Annotated in this window: 26 protein-coding genes; 13 read left to right on the top strand and 13 right to left on the bottom strand. The window is 69.2% G+C overall.

Translation table 11 applies throughout. From position 1 onward, the window contains the following. Positions 1–52 precede the first annotated feature (52 nt). Positions 53–445, bottom strand: coding sequence for a hypothetical protein (locus tag VEA98_RS14705; RefSeq protein ID WP_324816026.1), 393 nt, complete (start codon positions 443–445; stop codon positions 53–55). A 193-nt stretch (positions 446–638) separates the two neighbouring features. Here VEA98_RS14705 and VEA98_RS14700 point away from each other — a divergent pair, with 193 nt between their 5' ends. From VEA98_RS14700 to VEA98_RS14685, 4 genes are all read left to right on the top strand, one after another. Beyond that, on the top strand, positions 639–878 hold the full coding sequence (locus tag VEA98_RS14700) for a hypothetical protein (RefSeq protein ID WP_324816024.1): 240 nt from the start codon (positions 639–641) through the stop codon (positions 876–878). 51 nt (positions 879–929) lie between these two features. Then, positions 930–1,925: a virginiamycin B lyase family protein gene (locus VEA98_RS14695; protein ID WP_324816022.1), complete on the top strand. Its 996-nt coding sequence runs from the start codon at positions 930–932 to the stop codon at positions 1,923–1,925. Positions 1,926–1,928: 3 nt separating this feature from the next. Then, complete coding sequence (locus VEA98_RS14690) at positions 1,929–2,285, top strand: c-type cytochrome (protein WP_324816019.1); 357 nt, start codon at positions 1,929–1,931, stop codon at positions 2,283–2,285. A 95-nt stretch (positions 2,286–2,380) separates the two neighbouring features. Next, positions 2,381–4,663 carry a glycoside hydrolase family 3 N-terminal domain-containing protein gene (locus tag VEA98_RS14685; protein ID WP_324816016.1) on the top strand — a complete coding sequence of 761 codons (2,283 nt, stop codon included), beginning with the start codon at positions 2,381–2,383 and terminating at the stop codon, positions 4,661–4,663. On the opposite strand, the gene VEA98_RS14680 is transcribed toward VEA98_RS14685, so the two are convergent. Then, positions 4,664–5,011 carry an arsenate reductase gene (locus VEA98_RS14680; RefSeq protein ID WP_324816014.1) on the bottom strand — a complete coding sequence of 116 codons (348 nt, stop codon included), beginning with the start codon at positions 5,009–5,011 and terminating at the stop codon, positions 4,664–4,666. 56 nt (positions 5,012–5,067) lie between these two features. Further along, positions 5,068–5,487 (bottom strand): hypothetical protein, encoded by a 420-nt coding sequence (locus tag VEA98_RS14675; RefSeq protein WP_324816011.1) that lies wholly within the window; start codon positions 5,485–5,487, stop codon positions 5,068–5,070. Positions 5,488–5,598: 111 nt separating this feature from the next. On the opposite strand from VEA98_RS14675, the gene VEA98_RS14670 reads away from it, so the two are divergent. Beyond that, the gene (locus VEA98_RS14670) at positions 5,599–6,090 is read left to right on the top strand and encodes a VOC family protein (RefSeq protein ID WP_324816009.1); all 492 of its coding nucleotides are present in this window, start codon (positions 5,599–5,601) and stop codon (positions 6,088–6,090) included. 9 nt (positions 6,091–6,099) lie between these two features. Here VEA98_RS14670 and VEA98_RS14665 read toward each other — a convergent pair whose 3' ends face one another. Next, positions 6,100–7,545, bottom strand: coding sequence for a dicarboxylate/amino acid:cation symporter (locus VEA98_RS14665; RefSeq protein WP_324816006.1), 1,446 nt, complete (start codon positions 7,543–7,545; stop codon positions 6,100–6,102). A 139-nt stretch (positions 7,546–7,684) separates the two neighbouring features. Here VEA98_RS14665 and VEA98_RS14660 point away from each other — a divergent pair, with 139 nt between their 5' ends. After that, the gene (locus VEA98_RS14660) at positions 7,685–8,284 is read left to right on the top strand and encodes an SOS response-associated peptidase family protein (RefSeq protein WP_324816004.1); all 600 of its coding nucleotides are present in this window, start codon (positions 7,685–7,687) and stop codon (positions 8,282–8,284) included. Here the strand turns inward: VEA98_RS14660 and VEA98_RS14655 are convergent. The 6 genes from VEA98_RS14655 to guaB are packed head-to-tail and all read right to left on the bottom strand — an operon-like array spanning position 8,269 to position 14,369. Then, positions 8,269–8,877, bottom strand: a complete 609-nt coding sequence (locus VEA98_RS14655; RefSeq protein WP_324816002.1) for a YdeI/OmpD-associated family protein — start codon at positions 8,875–8,877, stop codon at positions 8,269–8,271. The genes VEA98_RS14660 and VEA98_RS14655 overlap by 16 nt on opposite strands. Next, on the bottom strand, positions 8,868–10,430 hold the full coding sequence (guaA, locus tag VEA98_RS14650) for a glutamine-hydrolyzing GMP synthase (protein ID WP_324815999.1): 1,563 nt from the start codon (positions 10,428–10,430) through the stop codon (positions 8,868–8,870). Before guaA ends, VEA98_RS14655 begins: the two co-directional genes overlap by 10 nt. Next, complete coding sequence (locus VEA98_RS14645) at positions 10,427–11,074, bottom strand: 5'-methylthioadenosine/S-adenosylhomocysteine nucleosidase (protein ID WP_324815996.1); 648 nt, start codon at positions 11,072–11,074, stop codon at positions 10,427–10,429. The genes guaA and VEA98_RS14645 overlap by 4 nt, the downstream gene beginning before the upstream one ends. Then, complete coding sequence (locus VEA98_RS14640; RefSeq protein WP_324815993.1) at positions 11,071–12,483, bottom strand: RsmB/NOP family class I SAM-dependent RNA methyltransferase; 1,413 nt, start codon at positions 12,481–12,483, stop codon at positions 11,071–11,073. Before VEA98_RS14640 ends, VEA98_RS14645 begins: the two co-directional genes overlap by 4 nt. A 9-nt stretch (positions 12,484–12,492) precedes the next feature. After that, complete coding sequence (locus VEA98_RS14635) at positions 12,493–12,891, bottom strand: MAPEG family protein (protein ID WP_324815989.1); 399 nt, start codon at positions 12,889–12,891, stop codon at positions 12,493–12,495. A gap of 17 nt (positions 12,892–12,908) precedes the next feature. Beyond that, entirely contained in the window at positions 12,909–14,369 is a 1,461-nt protein-coding gene (gene guaB, locus VEA98_RS14630) for an IMP dehydrogenase (RefSeq protein ID WP_324815986.1), read from the bottom strand. A 130-nt stretch (positions 14,370–14,499) separates the two neighbouring features. Between guaB and VEA98_RS14625 the strand changes: the two genes are divergently transcribed. Both VEA98_RS14625 and VEA98_RS14620 read left to right on the top strand, forming a co-directional pair. Beyond that, positions 14,500–15,048, top strand: a complete 549-nt coding sequence (locus VEA98_RS14625) for a DUF2061 domain-containing protein (RefSeq protein WP_324815984.1) — start codon at positions 14,500–14,502, stop codon at positions 15,046–15,048. 72 nt (positions 15,049–15,120) lie between these two features. Then, positions 15,121–15,372 (top strand): DUF6289 family protein, encoded by a 252-nt coding sequence (locus VEA98_RS14620; RefSeq protein ID WP_324815982.1) that lies wholly within the window; start codon positions 15,121–15,123, stop codon positions 15,370–15,372. Positions 15,373–15,553: 181 nt separating this feature from the next. Here VEA98_RS14620 and VEA98_RS14615 read toward each other — a convergent pair whose 3' ends face one another. Continuing rightward, entirely contained in the window at positions 15,554–16,264 is a 711-nt protein-coding gene (locus VEA98_RS14615; protein WP_324815980.1) for an RlmE family RNA methyltransferase, read from the bottom strand. A 69-nt stretch (positions 16,265–16,333) separates the two neighbouring features. Between VEA98_RS14615 and VEA98_RS14610 the strand changes: the two genes are divergently transcribed. Beyond that, a complete protein-coding gene (locus tag VEA98_RS14610) occupies positions 16,334–16,795 on the top strand; it encodes a peptidylprolyl isomerase (RefSeq protein ID WP_324815977.1) in 462 nt (153 codons plus the stop codon). 89 nt (positions 16,796–16,884) lie between these two features. Here the strand turns inward: VEA98_RS14610 and rnd are convergent, their stop codons facing one another. Further along, a complete protein-coding gene (gene rnd / locus VEA98_RS14605) occupies positions 16,885–18,033 on the bottom strand; it encodes a ribonuclease D (protein WP_324815974.1) in 1,149 nt (382 codons plus the stop codon). Positions 18,034–18,113: 80 nt separating this feature from the next. Between rnd and purM the strand changes: the two genes are divergently transcribed. Continuing rightward, positions 18,114–19,151, top strand: a complete 1,038-nt coding sequence (gene purM, locus VEA98_RS14600; RefSeq protein ID WP_324815972.1) for a phosphoribosylformylglycinamidine cyclo-ligase — start codon at positions 18,114–18,116, stop codon at positions 19,149–19,151. Here purM and VEA98_RS14595 read toward each other — a convergent pair. Continuing rightward, complete coding sequence (locus tag VEA98_RS14595; protein WP_324815970.1) at positions 19,148–19,612, bottom strand: hypothetical protein; 465 nt, start codon at positions 19,610–19,612, stop codon at positions 19,148–19,150. The two genes, purM and VEA98_RS14595, sit on opposite strands and share 4 nt — an antisense overlap. Positions 19,613–19,728: 116 nt before the next feature. Here VEA98_RS14595 and VEA98_RS14590 point away from each other — a divergent pair, with 116 nt between their 5' ends. The 3 genes from VEA98_RS14590 to VEA98_RS14580 form a co-directional block, all read left to right on the top strand. Continuing rightward, the gene (locus VEA98_RS14590; protein ID WP_324815968.1) at positions 19,729–21,111 is read left to right on the top strand and encodes a M28 family peptidase; all 1,383 of its coding nucleotides are present in this window, start codon (positions 19,729–19,731) and stop codon (positions 21,109–21,111) included. Continuing rightward, a complete protein-coding gene (gene purN, locus VEA98_RS14585; protein ID WP_324815965.1) occupies positions 21,108–21,710 on the top strand; it encodes a phosphoribosylglycinamide formyltransferase in 603 nt (200 codons plus the stop codon). The genes VEA98_RS14590 and purN overlap by 4 nt, the downstream gene beginning before the upstream one ends. A gap of 74 nt (positions 21,711–21,784) precedes the next feature. Further along, the coding region (locus VEA98_RS14580; protein ID WP_324815962.1) for a M13 family metallopeptidase at positions 21,785–23,654 on the top strand (1,870 nt) is incomplete at its 3' end.

Raw genomic sequence — 23,654 nt, 5'->3', positions numbered from 1 at the left:
CGTCTGTGAACCGATCGTCCAGCCTCGCCTCCCCTCCGGCCCGCGGCCGCCATCAGCCCCTCTGGCGGGCCAGGAAGAGGGCGTTGATCAGCGACCAGACCGCAACGGCGGACATCACCAGGGCCACGATGGCGAAGGGCCATCCCACCCCCTGGAAGCCGTAGGCCCAGGCGCCGACGCCGAAGCCGGCCGCGAGCACCGCGAACAGGGCCGCGAGCGACCAGTAGTGCACGGGCGAGTTGCGGTTCGCCGGACCCTCGGCCTCGTCGCGGCCGAGCGCGGCCAGCAGCGCCTCGGGCGGCTGTTCGCCCTTTTCGGCGTAGGTGCGCACCAGATCCAGCATGGCCTTCTGACGGCGATAGCCGGCCATGCTGTGCCACGCCCCCATGGCCAGTCCCCAGATCGGGAAGATCAGCCACCAGAAATCCCGAAACAGCTCTTCCATCGTCCCATTCCCCTGCCACGGCCCGGCGCCGCGTTTCGAAAGGTAGTCGGCGCCGGCCGGCGGAACGGAGGCGCCGTATCCAGATTTTTTTGCACGCCGCCGCCAGGGCGCTATGTTCGCCCGCGTACCGACCGGGCTGCAACTGCCCCGCCCGCGCGGCGTTGGCCCGATATCCGTCCACCGGGAGCCCGCCATGGTCCAGATCACCTATCGCATCGTCGAGCATGACGGGGGCTGGGCCTATCGCCTGGGCGACACCTTCTCCGAGACCTATCCCGACCATGACTCCGCCCGCACGGCGGCGGCGGCGGCGGCCCGCGAGCAGAAGGTGCCGGACGAGGACGCCCTGATCGAATACGCCGATGCGACAGGCCGCTGGATCACCGAGCGCGCCGACGGCCACGACCGGCCGGAGACCGAGGTCGAGGGCTGAGACGCGCCAATTGCGCTATGATGCTTCCGTCGAACCAAGGAGGCCTCCGCCATGAGCCGTGTCCTGATCGCCCTCTCCGGCCGCCTGGCCGCGCCGCTCGCCGCCTGCGCCATCGCCGCCTGCACCCTGTCCGCGCGCGCCACGGCGCAGCAGGTGCGCTACTACGACCTGCCCCCCGGCGGCCGGGCCCACGACGTGGCGGTGACGGCGGACGGTCAGGAGGTCTGGTGGACCGTCCAGCGCGGCGGCGGCCACGGCATCCTGAACCCCGCGACGGGAGAGACGACGATCGTGCCGCTCGGCGAGGGCTCGGCCCCGCACGGCGTCATCGTCGGGCCGGACGGCAACGCCTGGATCACCGACGGCGGCCAGAACTCCATCGTGCGGGTCGATCGGCAAACGCGTGAGGTCCGGGTCTGGCCGCTGCCCGAGGACACCGGCCCGATCAACATGAACACGGCGACCTTCGACCACCGGGGCCGCATCTGGTTCACCGGCCAGAGCGGCTTCTATGGCCGGCTGGACCCCGCCACGAACGACATGAAGGTGTGGGCCGCGCCGCGCGGCCGCGGGCCCTACGGCATCACCACCACCCCTTCCGGGGACGTCTGGTACGCCTCGCTGGCCGGCAGCCACATCGCCAGGATCGACCTCGACACCGGCGAGGCGACCATCGTCGAGCCGCCGACGCCGAACCAGGGCGCGCGGCGCATCTGGTCGGACAGCCAGGGGCGGCTGTGGGTCAGCGAGTGGAACAGCGGCAATGTCAGCGTCCACGACCCGCGCGACGGATCCTGGCGGCAGTGGAAGCTGCCGGGCGAGGCGCCGAAGACCTATGCGGTCTATGTGGACGACACGGACACGGTCTGGCTGACCGATTTCGCGGCCGACGCCATCGTTCGCTTCGACCCCAAGACGGAGACCTTCGAGAGCTTCCCGAGCGACCGTGCGGGCGCGGATGTGCGGCAATTGCTGGGCCGGCCGGGCGAGGTGTGGGGCGCGGAATCCGGAGCGGACCGGCTGGTCGTCGTGCGGCACGGCGGCTGACGCGTGCCGGGTCTGCTGCTTCTGTTGTTGGCCTGGCCGGCGCCGCAGGCCGCGCCCGATGCCGGGGAGCGGGCGTTTCAGCGCTGCGCCGCCTGCCACACCCTGCGAGACGACGATGGCCGGAGCCCCGGCCCGAGCCTGAGGGGCGTCGTCGGACGGCGGGCCGCAAGCGTGGAGAGCTTCACCTATTCGGACGCCATGCGCGAGGCAGGGCGGCGCGGCGTGGTCTGGGACGAGGCTACGCTGGCGCGATTCCTGGCCGATCCGGAGAGCGTCGCGCCGGGCACGACCATGCCCTATCAGGGCGGAAGCGCAGCCGAGCGGGCGACACTGATCGCCTGGCTGAGCCGGCGTCGCTGAAGCGGCGGGACCGCAACGCCTTGTGATCGGCGGAGGGTAGGCGCGGCGCAGTCCGGCGGTTAGTCCTGCGGCGTCTTCAAGCTGGAACCGGTTACATGCGTCACATCCCCCTCCCCGTCCCGACCCGCCGCGCGCTTCTGGCCGGCGGCGCGCTGGCGGCCGGGATGATGATGGCTCCGCGGATCGCGACGGCCCAGGCGCAGGCCAACCTGGCGCGGGTCGACGCCCTGATCGCCCGGATGACCCTCGAGGAGAAGGCCGGCCAGCTGACGCTGCAGAACGATCCGTTCCGCTGGCGTCCCGAGGGGGTCAACCCCGGCGATGCGCTGGACGCCGGCCAGACCCACACCGCGGCGGAAATCCGCGCCGGTCGGATCGGCGCCCTGTTCAACGGCGTCGGCGCGGCCTCGACCCGGCTGGTGCAGGAGATGGCGGTGCGCGACAGCCGGCTGGGCATTCCCCTGCTGTTCGCGGCGGACATCGTGCACGGCCTGCGCACCACCTTCCCCGTCCCGCTCGGCGAGGCGGCCAGCTGGGATCCGGAGCTGGCGAGGCGCACGTCGCGGGCGGCGGCGGTCGAGGGCGGCGCGGCGGGGGTGCACCAGACCTATGCGCCCATGGTCGACATCGGGCGGGACCAGCGCTGGGGCCGGGTGGTCGAAGGCGCCGGCGAGGACGTGCTGCTCGGCAATCTGTTCGCCGCGGCGCGGACGAAAGGTTTCCAGGGCGATGACCTGAAGGCGTGGTCGTCGCTGCTGGCCTGCCCCAAGCATTTCGCCGCCTACGGCGCCGCCGAGGCGGGCATGGACTACAATTCGACCGACATGAGCGAACTGGAGCTGCGCTCGGTCTATCTGCCGCCGTTCAGGGCCGCTTTCGACGCCGGCGCCCTGTCGACGATGAGCGCCTTCAACGACCTGAACGGCGTGCCGACCAGCGGCAACCGATGGCTGCTGACCGACATCCTGCGCGGCGAATGGGGTTTCGCCGGCTTCGTGGTCTCGGACTACACCTCGGAGGAGGAGCTGATCGCCCACGGCTACGCCGCCGATGGGCGCGACGCCGCGCGTCTGGCGCTGATGGCCGGCGTCGACATGTCGATGAAGAGCGGGCTCTACATCAAGCACATCCCGGAGCTGGTGCAGGCCGGAGACGTGCCGATGGCCCGCGTCGACGAAGCGGTGCGGCGGGTGCTGATGACCAAGGCTGCGCTGGGCCTGTTCGAAAACCCCTACCGGGGTTCCGACGTGCGGACGGAGCGGCGCGTGACCGGCACCCGCGAGCATCTGGCGCTGGCGCGCGAGGCCGCACGCAAGTCGATCGTGATGCTGAAGAACGACGGCGGCGTCCTGCCCCTGTCGAAGAGCGGCCAGCGGATCGCCCTGATCGGTCCGTTCGGCGCGGACCGGACCGACCTGTTCGGGCCGTGGTCGATCTTCCGCGATGAAAAACTGGCCGTGTCGCTGGAGGACGGCATTCGCGCCGGGCTCGGCGACGGCTCCGGTCTGACGGTGGTCAAGGGCTGCGACGTCGAGGCCGCCATTCCCGGCGGGATCGAGGCGGCGGCGGCGGCGGCGGCCGAGGCCGACGTCGTGCTGCTGGCGGTCGGCGAGTCCGGCGACATGTCGGCGGAGTCCAAGTCGCGGGTCGAACTGACCGTGCCGGAGGCGCAGCTGGCGCTGGCCGAGGCGGTCGCCGCCGTCGGCAAGCCGGTGGTCGTGCTGCTGCGCAACGGGCGGGGCATGGAGCTGTCGGGAGCGGTGGCGGAGGCGCCGGCGATCCTGGTGACCTGGTTCCTCGGCTCGGAGACCGGCGCCGCCGTGGCCGACGTGCTGTTCGGCGACCACGCCCCGACCGGTCGCCTGCCGGTCAGCTTCCCCTACCGTTCGGGCCAGTCGCCCTTCTACTACGCCCACAAGTCGACCGGCCGTCCGTCGCAGCCGACGGACACGGAGTTCACCTCCAAATTCCGCGGCGTGCCGCACGCGGCGCTCTATCCGTTCGGGCACGGACTGACTTATGGGTCGGTGGCGTATTCCGCCGTGCGGCTGTCGGCGCCGACCATGGGATGGGAGGGCGAGATCACGGCCTCGGTCACCCTGACCAACGCCAGCGCGCGCGACGCCTCGGAGGTGGTCCAGCTGTACGTCCGCGACCGCGCCGCCTCGATCACCCAGCCGGTCCGGCTGCTCAAGGGTTTCCGGCGGGTGTCCGTGCCGGCAGGCGGCTCCGTCGAGGTCAGCCTGCCGCTGAAATTCGCCGACCTGGCCTTCCTCGGTCCGGATCTGAAGCCGACCGTGGAGCCGGGCGAGTTCGATGTGTGGCTCAGCCCGGATGCGCAGGCGGGACAGCCCGCGCGGTTCGTCCTGACCCGCTGATCAGGCGAAGGCGGCGGCGTAGAGTTCGGGCTTGAAGCCGACCAGGGTGCGGTCGCCGAGGTCGAGCACCGGCCGCTTGATCATCGACGGCTGGGCCAGCATCAGGGCGACCGCTCTCTCTGCGTCCAGATCGGCCTTCGCCTCGGGCGGCAGGGCGCGGAAGGTCGTGCCGGCGCGGTTCAGCACCGTCTCCCAGCCATGCGCCGCCACCCACTGTTCGAGCCGCGCCCGGTCGATCCCGGCCTTCTTGTAGTCGTGGAAGGCGTAGGCCACGCCGTGCTGGTCGAGCCAGACACGAGCCTTCTTCACGGTGTCGCAGTTGGGTATTCCGAACATCGTCGGCGTCATGGGCGGTCCTTCGGTTTGAAGCGGGAGCGTCTCTCACACTTCCGCCCCGACGTCAGCTACCGGCCGAGGGCGTCCGCGACGACCTCGTCGAATACGCGCAGGTCGAGGTCCCTTATGGATCTGAAGCGGATGCAATAGCCGGTGACCCTGGCCTTCCCGATCCGCGATCCATAGGTCTCGGCAAGCCAGGCCTTGTCCTCGAGCCCCATGACGTAGAGCGACAGCCCGGACGCAGTGGCGCTCAGGCCAATCTTGTAGAACGCTCTCGAACCGCCGTCCGCATAGCGGAGCGTTTCCGACCCGTATCCGATGTCCGGATTGGTGACGAGCTTGCCGTCGTCGTTCCTGCCGTCCAGGAACCAGAGCCTGACGTCGGGCGAAATATGCAGAATCCGCTGGTGCAGGTCCCGCAGCTCCGCGCTCTTCGCGGGCGGCAGGCCGCTGATGTGCCGGTCGATCTGCTCGCGCACGTCCATCACCGGTCTCCCGCCGCCCCTGACGCCGCCGCAAATCGGCGAGCCTCATCAGGGCTTGTATTTAACCTATTAGTTTAATATAACGCCCCGGTCAAGATAAGGAGACGCCCCATGTCCGCCCTCCCCCCACGCCAGAAGGTCATCCCCTGCCTGTGGTTCGACAAACAGGCCGAGGAGGCCGTCAACTTCTACGTCTCGCTGCTGCCGGACTCGCGCGTCGACGCCGTGATCCGCTCGCCTGGCGACTATCCCAGCGGCCAGAAGGGCGACGTCCTGCTGGTCGAGTTCACCCTCGCCGGCAGCCGCTACACCGCCTTGAACGGCGGTCCGATGTTCAAATTCAACGAGGCGATCTCGCTGCAGATCGACTGCGAGGACCAGGCTGAGGTCGATCGGCTGACCAACGCCCTGTCCGCCGTGCCCGAAGCGGAGCAGTGCGGCTGGGTCAAGGACCGCTTCGGCCTGTCGTGGCAGATCGTGCCCTATGCGATGAACCGGCTTCTGGCCGATCCAGACGAGGGCGTCCGCAAGCGGGTGTTCGACGCCATGATGCAGATGAAGCGGCTCGACATCGCCGAGCTCGAGCGCGCCGCCCGCGGATAAGCGGGGCGGTTAGTCGTCGTCCGACTCCCGGCTGCCTACGGCGACGGGGGTCGGGCCGCCCGCCAGCGCCCGGTCCAGCGCCTCACGGTCGAGCCCCCTCTCCCACTTCGCCACCACGATGGTGGCGACGGCGTTGCCGATGAAGTTGGTCAGGGCCCGGCACTCGCTCATGAAGCGGTCGACGCCGAGGATCAGGGCCATGCCGGCGACCGGCACGCCCGGCACCACCGTCAGGGTCGCGGCCAGGGTGATGAAGCCGGCGCCGGTCACCCCAGCCGCCCCCTTGGAGCTGAGCATGGCCACGGCCAGCAGGATCAGCTGGTCGCCCAGCGACAGATCCACGCCGCAGGCCTGGGCGATGAACAGGGCGGCCAAGGTCATGTAGATGTTGGTGCCGTCCAGGTTGAAGGAATAGCCGGTCGGCACCACCAGCCCCACCACCGGCTTGTCGCAGCCGGCGCGCTCGAGCTTCTGCATCAGGCTGGGCAGGGCCGCCTCGGACGAGGAGGTGCCGAGGACCAGCAGCAACTCCTCCTTCAGATACCGGATCAGCCGGAAGATCGAGAAGCCGTTGGCGCGGGCGACGAGGCCCAGCACCACGATCACGAACAGGATCGAGGTCAGGTAGAAGCTGGCCACCAGCGCCGCCAGATTGACCACGGAGCCGAGGCCGTATTTGCCGATGGTGAAGGCGAAGGCGCCGAACGCCCCGATCGGCGCCGCGCGCATCAGGATGGCCACCATCTTGAAGAAGGCCTCGGACACGCTGTCCAGCACAGTCATCACCGGCCGGGCGCGATCGCCGATCACCGCCAGCGAAATGCCGAACAGGATCGAGAAGAACAGCACCTGCAGGATTTCGCCCCCGGCGAAGGCGCCGATCACCGTCTCCGGGATGATGTTCATCAGGAAGGGCACGACGCCGGTCTCGTGGGCGCGGTCGACGTAACCGGTGACGGCGGCGGGATCGAGCGTGGCCGGATCAACGTTCATGCCCGCCCCCGGCCGCACCACATTGGCCACGACCAGGCCGATGATCAGGGCCAGGGTGGAGACGGTCAGGAAGTAGGCGAAGGCCTTGGCGGCCACCTTGCCGACCTTGCCGATGTCGCGCAGGTGGGCGATGCCGGTGGCGACGGTGAGAAAGATCACCGGCGCGATGATCATCTTGACCAGGCGGATGAAGGCGTCGCCGAGCGGCTTCAACGCCTCGCCCAGCCCCTTGACCGGCGTCCCGTCGGCCGCGGCGCCGCTGGAGAAGAGGTATCCGATCAGCGCCCCCAGGACGATGGCCACCAGGACCTGAACATAGAGGTGCGTCCACAGCGGCTTTCTCGCTGGCGGCGGCGGCGGCGGGATGGCGGGATCAGGAACGGCCACTCCCGGAGCGGCCTTGACCACGCGGGGCGCGCGCTTGTGCGGCGTGGTCGCCGGAGCGGCGGGCTTGCGGGCCATGGCGTCGTCCCCCTGGATGCGCGCCTCTCCCCGGCCCGCTCTGCGGAGAACCTAGAAGATTGCGCGGCGAAATTCACAGTCGGTTTTCGCGCCGGTCTCCGCCCGCTAGAACGGCTGATCCGAGACCAGGGCCCGACGCATGTGCAACGACTTTCGGTTCCGTCCCCTGAGCGAACAGCCGTTCGAGGAATTCCGGCAGGTGGGGATCGAACTGGTGTTCCCGGCCGGGAAGCCGAACATCGAGCCCCGCGACGACATCCGCATCGGCGACGCCGCGCCGGTGATCACCCGGGCGGGTGACGATGTGGCCCTGACCATGACCAAATGGGCCTGGACCTCGCCCCAGGGACGGCCGGTGTTCAACTTTCGCTCGGACGGGCGCTCGTTCGCGAACAGCCTGCGCTGCGTCATCCCGGCGGACGGCTTCTACGAGTTCACCGACGCCCTGCCCGGCCAGAAGCGCAAGACCAAATGGCTGTTCACCATGCCGGACAGGCCGGCGTTCTGGATCGCGGGCGTCATCAGGGACGGCGCCTTCGCCATGCTGACCACCGAGGCCGGTCCCGACATCGCGCCCTACCATGACCGGCAGATCGTGCTGCTGGCGCAGGGCCGCGCGCTGGAGTGGCTGGATCTGACGCGGCCGGAAGGCGAAATCCTGACCGCCCTGCCCGCCGGAAGCCTGTCGGTCGAGCGGGTGTTCCCCCCGGCGGAGGACGACCCTCAGCTGTTCCGCTGAGGGTGGGGCGTGTCGCCTCGTTTCAGCATGTCGACGAGGTCGGCGATCTTCTTCTTCCGCCCGGCCTCGGTCTTCATATTGTGGGTGCGGAAGGCCAGGGCGAAGCGGTTCTGGGCGCTGAGCTTCGCCAGCATTTCCCTGGCCTTCGGTTCGGCGTCGATGGCGGCCTGCAGGTCATCCGGGATGGCCATGGCCTTGCCGCTGCCATAGGCCCGGTCCCAGCGGCCGTCGGCCTTCGCCGCCTCAACTTCCTTCAGGCCGTGCCCGGTCATCCGGCCCTCGGCGATCAGCCGGGCGACATTGTCGACGTTGATCTTGCTCCAGATGCTCTTCTTCGTCCGCGGCGTGTAGCGCTGGAGATAGCTGGTCTGGTCGAAACTCTTGCGGACCGCGTCGATCCAGCCCCAGCACAGGACGACGTCGATCGCCTCCTTCGGGGTGATCGAGGGTCGGCCGGAGCCGACCTTGTGGATCTTGATCCAGACCTCAGGCTCGCTGGCGTGGTGCTCGCCGAGCCAGGCGTAGAAGGCGTCGGCGTCCACGAATTCGTGGACGTGAGCTGGGTCGACCGTGATCGGGCCCTTTACTCCCATTCGATCGTGCCCGGAGGCTTGGAGGTGACGTCGTAGACGACCCGGTTGACGCCGCGGACCTCATTGACAATGCGGGTGGCGGTCCTGCCGAGGACGTCCCACGGGAATTCGAAGAAGTCGGCGGTCATGCCATCGGTGGAGGTGACGGCGCGCAGGGCCAGCACCTTTTCATAGGTGCGGGCGTCGCCCATGACGCCGACGGTCTTGACCGGCAGCAGGACGGCGAAGGCCTGCCAGATCTGATCGTAGAGGCCGGCCTTGCGAATTTCCTCGAGGTAGATGGCGTCGGCCTGCTGCAGGGTCTCGACGGCGTCGGGGGTGATCTCGCCCGGGATGCGGATGGCCAGGCCCGGCCCCGGGAAGGGATGGCGGCCGACAAAGGCGTCGGTCAGGCCGAGTTCGCGGCCGAGGGCGCGGACCTCGTCCTTGAACAGCTCGCGCAGGGGCTCGACCAGCTTCAGCTTCATGAAATCGGGCAGGCCGCCGACGTTGTGGTGGCTCTTGATGACGTGGGCCTTGCCGCTGGACGACGACACGCTCTCGATGACGTCCGGATAGAGGGTGCCCTGGGCGAGGAATTCGGCGCCCTCGATCTTGTGGGCCTCGCGGTCGAACACCTCGATGAAGACCCGACCGATGATCTTGCGCTTGGTCTCCGGGTCCGACTGGCCGGCCAGTTCGCCCAGGAAATCCTTCGACGCATCAACGTGGATCAGCGGGATGTTGTAGTGTTCCCTGAACAGGGTGGTGACCTGTTTCGCCTCATCCTTGCGGAGCAGGCCGGTGTCGACGAAGACGCAGGTCAGTTGGTCGCCGATGGCCTCGTGGATCAGCACGGCGGCGACCGAGGAGTCGACACCCCCGGACAGGCCGCAGATCACCTTCGCGGAGCCAACCTGCTCACGGATCTGGGCGATCTTCTCGTCGCGGTAGGCCGCCATCGTCCAGTCGCCCTTCAGCCCGGCGATGCCGTGGGTGAAGTTCTTCAACATCGTCGCGCCGCGCGGGGTGTGCATCACCTCGGGGTGAAACTGGACGCCGTAGAAGCGCCGGGTCTCGTCGGCGATGACGGCGTAGGGGGAGCCGGGCGAAGTCGCCACGACGTCGAAACCCTCCGGGATGGCCATGATCTTGTCGCCGTGGCTCATCCACACCGCCTCGTCCTCGCCGACTGCAGCGAGGCCGGCCAGCAGGGGCGAGGCTTTCCGGACGGTGATGCCGGCGCGGCCGAACTCGCGGTGGTGGCCGCCCTCGACCTTGCCGCCGAGCTGCTCGCACATGGTCATCTCGCCGTAGCAGATGCCGAGCACCGGCACGCCGGCCTCGAACACCGCCTGGGGCGCGCGGGGGCTGCCTTCCTCGTGGACGCTCTCGGGACCGCCGGAGAGGATGATGGCGGCCGGCTTCATGGCCTGAAGGGCCGCTTCGGCCTTGGCGTAGGGATGAATCTCGCAATAGACGCTCGCCTCGCGCAGGCGCCGGGCGATCAGCTGGGTCACCTGGCTGCCGAAGTCGACGATCAGAACCTTCTGGTGATCAGCGGGGGCGGTCATGCGGGCTCCGTGGCGGCAGGCGAGAAATGGTCATGCAACAGGTCGAGCGCATCGGCCAGACGGAGATCGATCTCCGCCAGCGCGTCGGTCCAGTGGCTGAGTTCGCTCAGGTCGGTGCGGCCGTCGCTGACGCCGCGCAGGCCCAGCACCGGCACGCCGAAGCGGACCGCGGCGCGAACGACGGCGAAGGTCTCCATGTCGACCATGTCGGCGTCGACGGCGTCCCAGGCGGCGCCCGAGACGACGCTGGCGCCCGTGGCCAGCCGGGCCGGCGGCAGGGACGGCGGGCCGTCGGCGAGGGGCAGGACGGCGGCCACGCGCGGGTAAGGGGTTTCCCCCTTGGCGAAGCCGAGGCAGCTGGCGTCCATGTCGCGATAGCTGACGTGCGAGACACGGTAGACGCGGGCGTGGTCGAGCGTCCGAGACCCCGCTGACCCGAGTGAAATGACGAGGTCCGGCAGGGCGCCCTCGGCCTTCAGTTCGGCGAGGGCATGGGCGACCACGGCGGCGGCCTCGACCGGACCGACTCCCGTGATCAGCGGACGGATGCGGGCCTTCAGCGCCGCGCCGTATTCGGGCTCGGCGGCGATGGCGCACAGGACGGTCTTCCGACCGAAGCGGGAAAGGGCCCAGTCCCGGCTCACGCCCGCCGCTCGTAGAGGGCGATGAAGAAGCCGTCGGTATGGGTCGAGGCCGGGGAGAGCCGCAGGCGGTGGCCGGCGGCGGCGGCGGCGAGCCGCTCGCGGGCGGCGGGCGTCAGATTGGGGCCGTCCAGCAGGCCGGCGACCGGCATGGGCTGGAAGTCCGGATGGGCGGCCTCGAAGGCCTCGGTCGTGGCCTCGTTCTCGCGCGTCAGCATCGAGCAGGTGACATAGGCGAGACGGCCGCCGGGCTTCACCAGCGCCACGGCCTGGGCGAGGATGCGGAGCTGCAGGGCGTGCAGGCGCTCGACCTCGTCGGGCTTGAGCCGCCAGGCGTCCTCGGGACGGCGGCGCCAGGTCCCGGAGCCGCTGCACGGGGCGTCGACGAAGACCAGGTCGGCCTTGCCGTTGAATTCCTCGACCCCGCCGCCGTTCTGGCCGATCAGCCGCAGGTCGGCCGCGACGCCGGCGCGCTGCAGGCGCGGACGGATGTTGTCGAGCCGCTTCTGGACCACGTCGCAGGCGATCAGGCGCATGCCCGCGGCGGGCGGCGCGGCGCGAGCCTCAGCGAGTTCGTCCGCTCCCGTCGGCGACCAGCCGGCCGGCCGCAGCGCGGCGGCCTTCGACGGATCGGCCTCGGGCAGGGCCTGGACGGCCAGGGCGAGGGTCTTGCCGCCGCCGCCGGCGCAATAGTCGACGACGATGCTGTCGGGGGTGAAGGCGAGCCCCGAGCCGGCCAGCCAAGTGACGATCTGGCTGCCTTCGTCCTGGATTTCGATCCGGCCCGCCTTGAAGGCTTCCAGCGCCTGCACATTGGGCGGCGGCTCGGAGGACAGGCGCAGGCCTTTGGCTGACCACGGCGTGGGCTGGGGCGACAGGCCTGCGGCGGTCAGTTCGGCGGCGACGGCCTCCACCGGAGCTTTCGCCGTGTTGACGCGCAGGTCGATAGGCGCGCGGGGGGCCATCAGCTCGCGGGCCTCCTCGCTCCAGCGATCGCCGAAGGTCGCCTTGAAGTCCTCGACCACGAACTCGGGCAGGCCGGCGGCGACCCAGCCGGGCAGGTCCCCCTCCCCGGCCGTGATGCGGGCGCGTTCCTGTTTCGACAGCGGGCGCGGGCCGTAGCCCTCGCCGGAGTGCAGCGCCTCGATCTCTTCCAGCGACAGACCGTCGATCAGGGCCAGCGAGCCGATGACCAGCGCCCGGCCGTCCTCGCGCCCGCCCATGGCCCAGACCAGCCGGCCGCGGGCGCGCAGCACGCGATAGACGCGGTCGGCGACGGCGCGGCGGTCCTTGGAGCCGGCGTATCGGTTGGCGGCGCCCCAGGCCTTGAGCACGACCTCGGCCGGGGCTCGCCCCTGGGCGATGCTGTCGAGGACGGAGGCGGCGGCGGCGAGGCGGGCGGCTGGGGTCAATGCGGGCTTTCAGACGAACAGGGCGGCGAGGACCATGACCAGCCCGCCGGCGGCGACGAGCCAGACCAGCGAGCGGATGTAGGGCACGCCGAAGGCGTAGAGCGGGAGATAGATCAGCCGGGCGAAGAAGTAGAGGTGGGCCCCGACGGCGGTCAGGGTCCCGTCCTTACCGGCGATATGCGCCATGATCACGGCGGCGGCGAACAGCGGCAGGGTCTCGAACAGATTGGCCTGGGCGCGCATCAGGCGACCGGCCAGCTTGCCGGGCGGCGGCGAGTCGGCGTCGCGCGGCCCGGCGTTCCATTTGACGCCCAGCTCCGCCGTGCGGGCCACGGCGGCGGCCCCGATCTGGACCAGCGCCAGCATCAGGGCCAGGGCCAGAAGGATGAACTCGGGCGTCATGTCCATGGCCTGCGCTCCCCTGCTCAGCCCTGCCGGTAGTTCGGCGCCTCGCGCGTGATCATCACGTCATGGACGTGGCTCTCCCGCAGGCCGGCGCCGGTGATGCGCACAAAGCGGGCGCGTTGCTGGAAGTCGGCGATGCTGGCCGCGCCGACATAGCCCATGGCGGCGCGCAGGCCGCCGACCATCTGGTGCAGCACCGGCGCGATCGGGCCCTTGTAGGGGGTCTGGCCCTCGATGCCCTCGGGCACCAGCTTCATCTGGTCCGAGACTTCCTTCTGGAAGTAGCGGTCAGCCGAGCCGCGGGCCATGGCCCCGACCGAGCCCATGCCGCGGTACGACTTGTAGGACCGGCCCTGGTACAGGAAGACCTCGCCGGGGCTCTCGTCGGTGCCGGCGAACATCGAGCCCATCATGGCGGCGCTGGCGCCGGCCGCGATGGCCTTGGCCAGGTCGCCCGAATATTTGATGCCGCCGTCGGCGATGACCGGCGCGCCCGACTCCTTCGCCGCGCGGACCGCCTCCATGATGGCGGTCAGCTGGGGCACGCCGACGCCGGCGACGATGCGGGTGGTGCAGATCGAGCCGGGGCCGATGCCGACCTTCACCGCGTCCGCGCCCGCGTCGATCAGGGCCCGGGCGGCGTCGTAGGTGGCGACGTTGCCGGCGATGATCTGTATGCGGTTGGATTCGCGCTTGATCCGCTCGACCACGCGCGAGACCTGGACCGAGTGGCCGTGGGCGGTGTCGATGACGACCACGTCCACCCCGGCCTCGGCGAGGGCCATGGAGCGCTCGTAGCCGGCGTCGCCGACCGTCGAGGCGGCGCCGACCAGCAGCCGGCCCTGATCGTCCTTGGCGGCGTGGGGGTGGGCCTGGGCCTTCTCGATGTCCTTCATCGTGATCAGGCCGGTGGCGCGATAGTCCTCGTCGACGACGATGACCCGCTCGATCTTGCGGTCCCGCAGCAGGGCCAGGGCCTCGTCCCGACCGGCGCCCTCGCGCACGGTGATCAGGTCGCTCGAGGTCATCAACTCGGCGGCCTTGCGATTCGGATCGGTGTCGAAGCGCATGTCGCGGTTGGTCAGGATGCCGACCAGCTTGCCGCTGGCCGGATCGACGACCGGGAAGCCGCTGATCTTCTTGCGGGCGCGGATATCGTGGATTTCGCCGAGCGTGGTCTGCGGGGTGATGGTCACCGGATTGATGACCATGCCGCTTTCGTAGCGCTTCACCTCGCGCACCATGTCGGCCTGTTCCTCGACCGTCATATTGCGGTGGAGGACGCCCAGACCGCCGGCCTGGGCCATGGCGATGGCGAGGCGGCTTTCGGTGACCGTGTCCATGGCGGACGAGGTCAGCGGGATGTTCAGTCGGATGTCGCGGGTGAGCTTCGTCGAGACGTCCGCGTCGGCGGGCACGATCTCTGACGGGCCGGGTTCCAGCAAAACATCGTCGAAGGTGAGCCCTTCGCGTATCTCCATGAGGAGTCTCCGTTTTGCGGGCCGCGTATAACCGTGGAAGGCCGGGAACCGCAAGGGCCGCCCGCGCCTATGATGACGATAAGAAGATTTGCCTTGCCGATGCGGCGCCGGGTCCACATCTGAAAGACGGATGGTTCGACTGTTGATCAGCACCGCCCGCCGCCTCGCGCTCAAGATCGCGAGCTATGGCGTGATGCACCTGGTGGTGGCGATCCTGGTCGCCTTCGCCATCACGCGCGACTGGCGGATGGCGCTGGCGGTCGGCGTGGTCGAACCCTTCTTCCAGACCATCGCCTATTCGATCCACGACCGCGTCTGGCACCGCATCGAGCGGCGGGGCATGCTGTCCGGCGTCGAGGAGGCGGCCGAGGCGGTCACCGCCCGCCTGCAGATCATGGCCCCCGAAGAGCAGACCCGGGCGCACGGCCATCACGGCCACAGCCACGCCCTGCCCCGCTCGTTCAGGCAGATCGCGGCCAAATCCGTCACCTATGGCGTCATGCATTTCGTGGTGGCGGTGACGGTGGCCTTCGCCCTGACCCAGAACTGGCGCACGGCCCTGGCCATCGGCATCATCGAGCCGCTGGTGCAGACGGTGTTCTTCACCGTGCACGACCGGGTCTGGACCCGGATCGAGGCGCGGAAGGCCAAGCGGGCGGCGGAGCTGGCGAGCGCCTAGGCGCAAGTTGCAATTTTCTTCGAGTTCTCCCTAACGTTACTCGACCCGATCCCGGGTCCAGGAGGACTAAACATGATGTTCAAGAGTCTCCGTATCCCCGCCGTCCGTAGCGGCAAGGCCACCGCCCTCGTACTGGCGGTCGCCGCCGTGGTGGGCGCCAGCGCGGCCATGGCCTACCCGGCCCGTTCGATCGAAGTCGAATACTTCTCGGACGCGACCTACAACGATCCCGTCGGAGGACGCGGCATAACCTGCGGCGGCAATCAATGGCGCTGGGGTGAGACGACCGAATACGCGATCTCCTACTCGGAACCCTGCGGCTAGGCCTCGCATTTGTGGGGAGGCGGCGACGTCTCCCCGCATCTCCTCCGGCGCGCGCCGGCGTGGAGGGCGCGTCGATGCCTAGCCGGCCGCCCAAAGTCGTGCCGAGATCGCGCACCTCCTGGGGGGCGACAGGCGAGGCGCTCGCGCAGGCCGATCCAAACGAGCGCCTCCAAAAGCACGCCTAGCGCCTGTTCAAGGCCACGAGGAAGACCTCGGCGCTGTCCTTGCGGCTCGACTCCGGCTTGACGTATTTCACCGTCTCGAACTCCGCGCGGAGCCGGGCCAGCACGCCGCCGGCGTCGCCGCCCTGGAAATTCTTCGATACGAAATGCCCGCCCGGCTTCAGCGTGCGGATGGCGAAGTCGGCCGCGATCTCGATCAGGGCGATGATCTTCAGGTGGTCGGTCTGGCGGTGGCCGACGGTGTTGTGGGCCATGTCGGACAGGACGAGGTCGGGCGCGCCGCCGAGCAGGTCCATCATCTGCTGGTCGACCCCCGGGTGGGTGAAATCGGCCTGGATCAGCTCGGCGCCGGGGATCGGCTCGATCGGCAAAAGGTCGACGCCGACCACCGCCTTGGCGCCGCGTTTCAGCGCCACCTGCACCCAGCCGCCCGGCGCGGCGCCGAGGTCGATGACGCGGCTACCCTGTTTGATCAGGTGAAAGCGATCGTCGATCTCGAGCAGTTTGAAGGCCGCGCGGCTGCGCCAGCCCTCGGCGCGGGCGCGTTCGGACCATTTGTCGGACAGCTGGCGCTTGATCCACTGCTGGCTGGACATCGACTTGGTGTCCGCCGTCTTCATCTTCGTGCCCATGCCGCGTCCGGCCGCGGTCCCGCCCGACGGCGGACGGACCATGCGGCGGCGCTCCGCCGGTTTTTCTTCTTCGGTCATCGCATCCACATAGCCCCCGACGGGTTTGCGGGCTATGCACCCGCGACAATTCACAAGGAGCCGCCCTCGATGGCCGAAACCCTGACCTTCACTCTCGACACCGGCGACGGCGAAGCCCGCGACGTGGTCATCAAGCTGCGCCCCGACCTGGCCCCCGGCCACGTGGCTCGCATCACCGAACTGGCCGAGGAAGGCTTCTACGACGGCGTCGTCTTCCACCGCGTCATCCCCGGCTTCATGGCCCAGGGCGGCGATCCGACCGGCACCGGCACCTCGGGCTCGTCGAAGCCGAACCTGAAAGCCGAATTCTCGTCGGAGCCGCACGTGCGCGGCGTGTGCTCGATGGCCCGGACCAGCGATCCGAACAGCGCCAACAGCCAGTTCTTCATCTGCCTGGACGACGCCACCTTCCTCGACCGCCAGTACACGGTGTGGGGCGAGGTGATCGAGGGCATGGACAACGTCGACGCCCTGCCCAAGGGCGAGCCGCCCCGCAATCCGGGCAAGATCGTCAAGGCGACGGTGAACTGAGGGATTAGGGGCGAGGGATGAGGGATGAGGGACCGGGGATCGATGCCCCGCTCCCTCTTCCCTAATCTCTAGTCCCCCATCTCTAATCCCTATTCGATCTCGACCACCTCGACCCGCGGTCCGTTCAGGACCAGGGCGATCTCGCCGCGCTTGAGCTTGAGCGCGTCCTCGCCGAACAGCTGGCGGCGCCAGCCGTGCAGGGCGTCGACGGGGGCTTCGTCATCCAGCGCGATCTTCTCCAGGTCGGCGACGTTGGCGATCAGCTTGGTGGCGACGCCGGCGTTGTCGCTCTTGGCCTTGAGCAGCACCTTGAGCAGTTCGACCACAGAAGGCGGCGCCGGCTGGTTGTGGGCCGGTCGCTCCAGCTTGGGGGCGTGGGACTCGGGATCGGCCAGCACCCGCTTGAGCTCGGTCGTCAGATCGAGCCCGAGCCGCGAGGCGCCGAAGCCCTTTGGCACCGAACGCAGGCGGTTGAAGGCGTCGGGATCCGTCGGACCCTGGGCCGCGATCTCGTCGATCGCCTCGTCCTTGAGGATGCGTCCGCGCGGCTGGTCACGCTCCTGAGCAGCGCGCTCGCGCCACACCGCCGTGGCCACGAAGGCGGCGAGGTATTTGGCCGAATACTTCTTGGGCTTCAGACGCTTCCACGCCTTTTCCGGATCCGTGTCGTAGAGCGCCGGATCGGTCAGGTCCTCCATCTCGGCCATGACCCAGTCGAGGCGGCCGTCCTTCTGCAGGCGGTCGCGCAGCTTGGGATAGAGGGCCGCGAGGTGGGTGACGTCGCCCAGGGCGTAGATCAGCTGGGCGTCGGAGAGCGGGCGGCGGGCCCAGTCGGTGAAGCGGCTGCCCTTGTCGACCTCCTGGCGCAGCATCTGGCGGACCAGCGCCTCGTAGGAGACCTGATCTCCGAAGCCGGCGGCCATGGCGGCGACCTGGGTGTCGAACATCGGCTTGGGCATCGCGCCCAGCTTGACGAAGATTTCGACGTCCTGGCGAGCGGCGTGGAAGACCTTGAGAATCGATTCGTCGCGCATCAGGTCCAGGAAGGGCGACAGGTCGAGCCCTTCGGCCATCGGGTCGATGATCGCCGCGTCCGTGGCCGAGGCGGCCTGGATCAGGCACAGGCGGGGCCAGTAGGTCGTCTCCCGCATGAACTCGGTGTCGACCGTGATGAAGGGGGCGGTGGCCAGACGTGCGCAGAAGTCGCGCAGCGCCTCGGTGGTGGTGATCGGCGTCATTCGGATGCTATAGCCCCGCGCAATGCGGTTATGGCAAGAGCCGCCGCATAAATCCGCCCTCTGATTCAGGCCCGTGACCGATGAGCGACACTCCCGAAAGCCTGCGCAACGGCCTGACCTACGCCGACGCGGGCGTCGATATCGATGCGGGCGAGATGCTGGTCGACGCCATCAAGCCGCTGGCGAAATCGACCCGCCGACCGGGTGCGGAGGCGTCGCTGGGCGGATTCGGGGCCCTGTTCGACCTTAAGGCGGCGGGATTCGAGGACCCGCTGATCGTGGCCACCACCGATGGCGTCGGCACCAAGCTGAAGATCGCCATCGAGACCGGCCGTCATGACGGCGTCGGCATCGACCTGGTCGCCATGTGCGTCAACGACCTGCTGGCCCAAGGCGCCGAGCCGCTGCTGTTCCTCGACTATTACGCCACCGGCAAGCTTGAGATCGACGCGGCCAAGCGAGTCGTGGCCGGCATCGCCGAGGGCTGCCGTCAGGCCGGCTGCGCCCTGGTCGGCGGCGAGACGGCCGAGATGCCGGGGATGTACGCCGGCGGCGACTACGATCTGGCCGGCTTCTCGCTGGGCGCCGTCGAGCGGGGCCATGCCCTGCCCTATCTGGATCGGCAGGCGGCGGGCGACGTCATCATCGGCCTCGCCTCCTCCGGCCCGCACTCGAACGGCTATTCGCTGATCCGCAAGGTGGTCGAGAAGTCCGGCCTCGGCTGGGGCGACGATGCGCCGTTCGCGAAGGACCGCACCCTGGCGCAGGCGCTGATGGAGCCGACCCGCATCTATGTGAAGCCGGTGCTGCCGCTGATGAAGGCCGGACTGGTCAAGGGCGCGGCGCACATCACCGGCGGCGGCCTGATCGAGAATCCGCCCCGCTGCATCGCCGGAGGTCTGCACGCGGAGTTCGACTGGGACGCCATTCCGATGCCGCACGTGTTCCAGTGGCTCGGCGAGGTCGGCGGCATCTCGGATCACGAGATGCGGCGAACCTTCAACTGCGGCGTCGGCTTCATCCTGGTGGTCGCGCCGGAAAACGCCGAGCCGGTTCTGGCGGGCCTGCTGAACGCGGGCGAAGTCGCCTTCGTCTGCGGTCAACTGGCGGCCGACTAGAGGCCCTCGGCCTCCAGGCTCGAATAGCTGGCGCGGATGATGGTCGCCCGACCGGGGTTCTGGTGCACCGAGACGGTCATGCCGCCCTTCGTCCACACCGGCCAATCTTCGGGTTCATCGGGGCTGGGAGCGAAACCGGCGTCCTGGAGGGGATCGGCGACGGCGTCCCGGGCCTCCTTGAAGTCGGCTGACCGCGCCTGGACGACGCAGACCCGGCGCAGATCGCCTTCATCGGCGCTGCCCGACAGGGTCAGTTGCACCAGATAGACGTCGTTGCGGCTGCGGAAATCGCCCTCCCCTTCCTCCAGCGACCCGTTGAGGCCGTTGCGGGCGAGCACGGCCTGGTCGGCCGCGCCCTCGGCGACATAGGGAAGACAGACGTCCATCACGATGTCGCGGGTGATCTGCCCGGGATCCGGGGGGCTGACGGCGAGGGCGGCGGCGAGGAACAGGGCGTGCATGGAAACCTCCGGGACGCGCACTTTCCCGGACACGGGCGGCGAGCGCAAGCCGGATGCATTGACCGGGGCAATCGGCCCCGGCAAGGTCCGCGCCTTCCACATCCACGAGGTCGCCCATGCGCGCGCTGTCGATCGCCCTGGCGGGGTTGATGCTGGTTTCGGGTCCGGCGGCGGCCCAGACGCCCGCTCCGTCCGAACACGCCCTGCTCCACCGGGTGGCCGGCGAGGTCCAGCCGGAGCGGATGCGCGCCGACATCGAGGCCCTGGTCGGCTTCGGCACTCGCCACACGTTGTCAGACACGGTCTCGGAGACGCGCGGCATCGGCGCGGCGCGGCGCTGGGCCCAGCGGCAGTTCGAGGCGATGAGCCGCGACTGCGGCGGCTGCCTGACCATCGTCACCCCCTCCGACACCGTCACCGGTCCGCGGGTGCCGACCCCGACGGAGGTGGTGGATATCGTCGCCATCCAGCGCGGCACGGGCGATCCCAACCGGGTCATCATCATCACCGGCCACATCGACTCGCGCGTCACCGACGTGATGAACATCACTGACGACGCGCCGGGGGCCAACGACGACGCCTCTGGCGTGGCGGCGGTGCTGGAGGCGGCCCGCGTCCTGTCGAAACACCGGTTCGACGCCACCCTCGTCTACGCCGCCCTTTCCGGCGAGGAACAGGGTCTTCTCGGCGGAAAGATCCTCGCCGACTACGCCCAGGCTCAGGGCTGGCGGGTCGAGGCCAATCTGAACAACGACATCGTCGGCAATTCCGAAGGCCAGTCGGGCGTCCGCGACACCACCCGCGTCCGGGTCTTCTCGGAAGGCACCAAGACCGTGGAAACCGCCGCCCAGGCGGACCGGCGGCGCTACAACGGCGGCGAACTGGACTCGTCGTCGCGCAATCTCGCCCGCTTCCTCGACGCCATCGCCGATCGCTACCTGACCAATTTCGACGTCGACATGATCTACCGTACGGACCGGTACGGCCGCGGCGGCGACCAGGTCGAGATGCTGCGCCACGGCTTCCCCGCCGTTCGCATCACCGAGGGTTCCGAGAATTACACCCGCCAGCATCAGGACCTGCGGACCGAGAACGGCATCCACTACGGCGACACCATCGACGGGGTGGACTTCGGTTACCTCGGCCAGGTGGCGCGTCTGAACATCGTCACCATGGCCGCCCTGGCGAGCGCGCCCGCCACCCCGCTGGGCGTCGCCATCGAAGGCGCCGTCAAGCCGGACACGACCATCAGATGGCAGCCGGTCGAGGGCGCCGCGGGCTACCGCATCTGGTGGCGATCGACGACCGCGCCGCAGTGGACCCACAGCCGCTGGGCGGGATCGACGACCGAGATGGTGCTGCCGGGCGTGTCCATCGACGACTGGTTCTTCGGCGTCTCGTCGGTGTCGGAAGATGGCTTTGAAAGCCCGGTGGTCTTCCCCGGCCCGGCCGGATCGTTCGTCTCGGTCGGCGACCCGGCGCCTCGCCCGGCGCAATGACCGGAGCGCGCCCGGGCCGCGTCCGCGTCGCCGTCCTGATTTCCGGCGCCGGTTCGAACATGGCCGCCCTGATCGACGCCGGCCGGCAGGAAGGGTCGCCGTTCGAGGTCGTGCTGGTGCTGTCGAACCGGCCTGACGCCGGCGGGCTGGCCGTGGCGAGCGGCAAGGAGGTGGCGGTCGCGGCCGTGGACCATCGTCCGTTCGGCAAGGACCGCGAGGCTCATGAGCGCGCCGTCGACGCCGTGCTCGCGCAACACGGGGTCGAGGTCGTCGGCCTCGCCGGCTACATGCGCCTTCTGACGCCGTGGCTGGTCAGGCGCTGGCAGGGCCGGATGCTGAATATCCATCCAAGCCTGCTGCCGAAATACCCCGGCCTGGACACCCACGCCCGCGCCCTGGCCGCCGGCGATGCCGAGGCGGGCTGCTCGGTGCATCGGGTGACCGAAGGCGTCGACGAAGGGCCTGTCCTGGGCCAGGCGCGGGTTCCGGTTCTCGCCGACGACACGGCCGAGACGCTGGCCCAGCGAGTGCTGGCGGCGGAGCACAGGCTGTACCCGGCCGTGCTCGCGGACGTCTGCCGCCAGATGAGAAGTTTGTAATCTGGCGAGTTTCGCCACGACAGAAGCCGAGGCTTGAGTCAGGTTGCGCGCCAAGTCTCAATCGGGGTTCCCTAATGCTCAAGCTTCGTCTCATGGCCTGCGCGGCCACGGCCGTCCTGTCGCTCGCCGCCACCGCCGCCCTCGCCCAGACCACGCCGCCCATCGTGGAGATTCCCTCCACGACCCAGCCCGCCATCGGCGAGTTCGGCTTCGACATGACCGGCATGGACACCTCTGTCCGGCCTGGCGCGGACTTCAACCGCTTCGCCAACGGGCGGTGGAGCGACACCACGCCGATCCCGGCCGATCGAACCTCCTTCGGCGCCTTCCATGTGCTGCACGACCGATCGCAGGAGAACCTGAAGGCCCTGATCGAGGAGAGCGTGACCAATCCGGGCGCCAGCGAGGACGCGGCCCGCATCGGCGCCTTCTACGGCAGCTTCATGGACGAGGCGACGGTCGAACGCCTCGGCGCCGGTCCGCTGCAGGCTGACCTCGCCGAGGTTCGCGCCGCCGACACGCGCGAGAAGATGGCCGCCCTGATGGGCCGCACCCAGAGCGCCTTCGGCTCCAGCATCTTCGGGGTGCAAATCTTCGAGGACCTGAAGGACTCCAACAAGACGAGCGCCTACGTCGTCCAGGGCGGCATCGGCATGCCCGACCGCGACTATTACCTCGAAGCCAATTTCGCCGAACAGAAGACGGCCTACCAGGCCTATGTCGCCAAGGCGCTGGAACTGGCTGGCTGGCCGAATCCGGAGCAGGCGGCCGCCGACATCGTCGCCTTCGAGACCCGCATCGCCGAGCAGCACTGGACCGCGGTCGAAAACCGCCAGATCGACAAGATCTACAACCCGACCACCGTCGCCGACCTGGCGACGACGGCCCCCGGCTTCGACTGGGCCGCATGGGCCGAGGGCGCGGGCATCGCGCACGTCCCGGTGCTGATCGCCGCCAACAACACCGCCTTCCCGGGCATGGCCAAGGTGTTCGCGGAAACCCCGATCGGGACCCTGCAGTCGTGGCAGGCCTTCCACGTGATCAACCAGGCCTCGCCCTATCTGTCGCAGGCCTTCGTCGACAACCAGTTCAACTTCTACGGCAAGACCCTGGGCGGCCAGCCCGAGAACCAGCCGCGCTGGAAGCGTGGCGTGACCACGGTCGACGGCTCGCTGGGCGAGGTGCTCGGCCGCGAATACGTGGCGCGTCACTTCCCGGCCGAATCCAAGGCGCAGATGGAGGAACTGGTCGCCAACCTGCGCGCCGCCATGACGGCCCGCATCCAGGGCCTCGACTGGATGAGCCCCGAGACCAAGGAGCAGGCGCTCTACAAGATGAGTCGCTTCGGGGTGAAGATCGGCTATCCCGACGAGTGGCGTGAATACGACGGCCTGCGCCTCGTGCCGGGCGACCTGTACGGAAACGTCGAGCGGTCGGCGGCCTTCGAATGGGCCTTCAACGTCGACAAGCTGGGCAAGCCGGTCAATCCGCTAGAGTGGGGCATGACCCCGCAGACGGTGAACGCCTACTACAACCCTGTGCGCAACGAGATCGTCTTCCCGGCCGCCATTCTGCAGGCGCCATTCTTCGATCCCAACGCGGACCCCGCCGTCAACTACGGCGGCATCGGCGCGGTCATCGGCCACGAGATCACCCACGGCTTCGACGACCAGGGCCGCAAGACCGACGGCGACGGCGCCCTGCGCGACTGGTGGACGGCCGAGGACGCCGCCAAGTTCGAGGAGCGGGCCAAGGTGCTGGGCGCGCAATACTCGGCGCTGTCCCCGCTGGACGGCGTCAACGTCAACGGCGACCTGACCATGGGCGAGAACATCGCCGACCTGGGCGGTCTGCTGCTGGCGCTCGACGCCTATCACATGTCGCTCAACGGCCAGCCGGCCCCGGTGATCAACGGCCTGACCGGCGACCAGCGGGTCTTCCTCG

It is taken from the genome of Brevundimonas sp., assembly GCF_035627055.1.
Taxonomy (GTDB): Bacteria; Pseudomonadota; Alphaproteobacteria; order Caulobacterales; family Caulobacteraceae; genus Brevundimonas.
This window is presented reverse-complemented; position numbering and strand designations above follow the sequence as displayed.